Origin of the sequence: Streptomyces sp. (assembly GCF_035563135.1) — a bacterium.
GTDB lineage: Bacteria > Actinomycetota > Actinomycetes > Streptomycetales > Streptomycetaceae > Streptomyces.
In genome coordinates, this window is sequence record NZ_DATMVN010000769.1 from 1 (window position 1) to 3,545 (window position 3,545).

The 3,545-nt window shown below is 71.9% G+C and carries 3 protein-coding genes; 2 read left to right on the top strand and 1 reads right to left on the bottom strand.

Features of this window, described 5'->3' with window-relative positions; all coding sequences use genetic code 11:
* Nucleotides 1–111: 111 nt before the first annotated feature.
* Nucleotides 112–825: a GntR family transcriptional regulator gene (locus VN520_RS34220; protein WP_325750841.1), complete on the bottom strand. Its 714-nt coding sequence runs from the start codon at nt 823–825 to the stop codon at nt 112–114.
* Nucleotides 826–1,047: 222 nt separating this feature from the next.
* Here VN520_RS34220 and manD point away from each other — a divergent pair, with 222 nt between their 5' ends.
* Together manD and VN520_RS34230 are read left to right on the top strand one after the other, a co-directional pair.
* Nucleotides 1,048–2,256: a D-mannonate dehydratase ManD gene (gene manD, locus VN520_RS34225; protein ID WP_325750842.1), complete on the top strand. Its 1,209-nt coding sequence runs from the start codon at nt 1,048–1,050 to the stop codon at nt 2,254–2,256.
* A 5-nt stretch (nt 2,257–2,261) separates the two neighbouring features.
* Nucleotides 2,262–3,545, top strand: a 1,284-nt coding sequence (locus tag VN520_RS34230; protein ID WP_325750843.1) for a mannitol dehydrogenase family protein, incomplete at its 3' end; no start/stop codon positions are given.

The window sequence follows — 3,545 nt, forward strand, 5'->3', positions numbered from 1 at the left end:
TGCGCTCATGGCGGTTTCCCTTCGACGGAGTGACAGGGCCTCGGAAGCGGATACGTACCGGCGGCCCCGCGCGTTCAAAGGTGCGTGACACGGGCCCGGGCAGTGCTCCGGTCACTCCCAGACGACGACGTTGCGCCGGACCGGCACGGTCGAGGGGTCCGTGGCGAACAGTCCGGGGGAGTGGCTGCGGATGCGTTCGATGTCGTTGAAGACCGCCCGCAGGTGGTCGCGCATGCGGGAGCGGGCCAGCGGAGCATGACCGCCGACAACCGCTTCGAGGATCTCCCGGTGCTGGGTGGTGAAGACGGCCGGGGACGCGTTCTCGTGCAGACCGAGGCGCCGGGCCCTGTCCAGATGCCCCTTGGCCGCGGCGACGGTGGTCCAGACGTCGCCGTGACCGCTCAGGCGCATCAGGCCGTGGTGAAACGCCTCGTCCAGGGCGAAGAACTCCTCCAGGCCGAGGTCCGCACGCTGCTGGCGTTCGAGGTTGTCCCGCAGCTCGCCGACGACGGCAGGGTCGAGCCGCGAAGGCAGGTTGTCCAGGGAGGCGAGCTCCACGGCCTCCCGCAGGAACTGTGCGTCGGCGACCTGGGCGGGGTCCACGCGGGACACGAACGACCCGACCTTCGGGAAGACCTGCACCAGGCCCTCCTGGGCCAGCAGGATCAGGCTCTCGCGCACCGGAGTGCGGCTCACGCCCAGAGCCGCGGCGAGTTCGTTCTCGGACAGGGCGGCGCCGGGGGGGAGTTCCAGGGTCAGCACCATCTGACGCAGCTTCAGGTAGATGCTGTGCCTGCTGGTCCGCCGCCCGTTCGCTTGAGCCATGCGCCCATCCTACGTACCGGTGGAAGCGGCCCGGGCCGCCGGACGAGGTCCTGCGGCGAATGGAGCGGCCGGTGACGGAGGAGCGGCCACCAGGGGAAGGGGGATTGCCGCACTGCGCGACAAGTGCTTGTATACAAGCACTGCACGACAGCCGTGCCCGACCGGGCGGTACCCGGGCCTCAGCCTGGCCTCCCGCCCCGTCCGCCACCGCAAGGAGACCCCGTGAGCAAGATCGAACGCGTCGACGTGCTGGTCGCCTCCCCCGGGCGCACGTTCGTCACACTGCGTATCACCACCACGGACGGGGTGACCGGGCTCGGTGACGCCACGCTCAACGGCAGAGAGCTCGCCGTGGCGAGCTATCTGCGCGACCACGTGGTGCCGCTGCTGATCGGCAAGGATCCTGCTCGCATCGAGGACATGTGGCAGTACCTCTACAAAGGCGCGTACTGGCGCCGCGGGCCCGTGACGATGACGGCTGTCTCCGCCGTCGACACCGCGCTGTGGGACATCAAGGGCAAGACCGCAGGCCTCCCCGTCTACCAGCTCCTCGGCGGGCGTTCCAGGGACGGCGTACTGGTCTACTCGCACGCCAGCGGCACGGACGTCCCCTCGCTCCTCGACGACGTCGAGCGCTACCTGGAGCTGGGCTACCGCGCCGTCCGGGCCCAGGCCGCGGTGCCCGACGTGGGCGGTACGTACGGGGTCCGCAAGGGAAAGGTCTACGAGCCGGCCGCGACCGAGCTGCCGGACGAGCAGCCGTGGGACACCGAGGCGTACCTCGGTTTCGCGCCCGCCTACCTGGAGGCCGTGCGTGAGCGCTTCGGCTTCGGCTTCCACCTTCTGCACGACGTCCATCACCGGCTGAGCCCGATCGAGGCGGCACGGTTCGGCAAGAGCGTCGAGGGCTGCCGGCTCTTCTGGATGGAGGACCCGACCCCGGCCGAGAACCAGGAGGCGTTCCGGCTCATCCGTGAGCACACGACCACGCCGATCGCGGTCGGCGAGGTCATGAACTCCATCTGGGACGTCCAGCACCTCATCACCGGGCAGCTCATCGACTACGTACGCACCACCGTCGCCCACGCGGGCGGCATCACCCACCTGCGGCGGATCTTCGACCTCGCCGCGCTCTACCAGGTGCGCACCGGCTCCCACGGCGCGACCGATCTCTCCCCCGTCAGCATGGCCGCCGCCGTGCACCTCGACGTGACCGTGCCGAACTTCGGCATCCAGGAGTACATGGGCCATCCGGAGGAGGCCGCCGAGGTGTTCCGCAGCGGTGTGACCTTCGCCGACGGCATGCTGCATCCGTCCGAGGAACCCGGTCTCGGCGTGGAGTACGACGAGAAGGCGGCCGAGCGCTTCCCCTACCGGCGGCGCTACCTCCCGGTCGCGCGCCGGCTGGACGGTACGGTGCACGACTGGTGAGCGCCATGAACCTGCCTCCGCTGAACCGTACGACGCTGTCCCGGATCGAGCCGGGACTGCGTCCCGCCGTGGACCCGGCCGAACTGCGGCCCCGCATCGTGCACTTCGGGCTCGGTGCCTTCCACCGGGCGCACCAGGCGGTCTACACCGAGAACGCCGCCGCCCGCTCCGGTGAACCCTGGGGCATCACGGCGGTCGCGCCCCGTTCGGCGGGGACCGTGCGCGCCCTGCGGGACCAGGACTGTCTCTACTCGCTCACCGAACACCGTCCCGGCGGCCACGTGTGCCGGGTCGTGGGAGCGGTGGTCGGTGCCCTGACGATGGGGCCCGACGCCGGGGCCGTCGACGCCCTGCTCACCGACCCGGACGTCACCGTGGTGACCCTGACCGTCACGGAGAAGGGCTACCACCGCTCTCCTTCGACCGGTGGGCTCGACCTCTCCGCAACTCCCGTGGCCGCAGACCTCGTGGCCGGCCCGGGCGGCCCGCTCACCACGGTGGTGGGCCGGCTGGCCGCCGGCCTGGCCGCGCGGACGCGGGCCGGAGCTCCGCCCGTGAGCGTCGTGTCCTGCGACAACATGGCGGGCAACGGCAGCGTGCTGGGCCGGGTCGTCCGCGACTTCGTCCGGGCGTCGGCCTGGCCGGACCGCGACGAGGTACTGGACCGGATGGCCGGGACCGTGGCCTTCCCCGCGACCGTCGTGGACCGGATCGTGCCCGCGGCCGGTGCGGCCGGCCTGACGACGGCCTCCGCCGCGCTCGGCGTGCACGACGCCCTGGCCGTGGCCGGCGAGCCCTACCGGCAGTGGGTCCTGGAGGACTCCTTCGCCGCGCCCCGGCCGCCCTGGGAACGGGACGGCGCCCTGCTCGTACCGGACGTCACGCCGTACCAGCTCACCAAACTGCGGTTGCTGAACGGCTCGCACTCGGCGCTCGCACATCTCGGCCTCGCCGCCGGGTGCGCCACGATCGCCGGCACGATGGCGACGGAGTGGGGCGAGAGCGTCGTCCGGGCGCTGTGCGCGGAGGTCGCCGCCACCCTCCCCGCCGGAGGGCCCGACCCCGGTGCCTACGCCCACGACCTCGTCGTGCGGTTCCGCAATCCCGCGATGCACCACCTTCTGCGGCAGATCGGCTCCGACAGCTCGCTGAAGATCGCGGAACGCTGGCTGCCCGCCCTGCGGGAGCTGCGCGGACGCGGCGCGGGCACCCCTGCCCTGGAACTGGCCCTCGCCGCCTGGGTGCACGGTACGCGTCCCGGCGCCGCCACCGCCCTCACCGACCCCGCC

What these genes read in the sequence shown, in the direction of transcription:
- VN520_RS34220 (WP_325750841.1), bottom strand. Translation starts at nt 825, where the DNA reads ATGGCTCAAGCGAACGGGCGGCGGACCAGCAGGCACAGCATCTACCTG.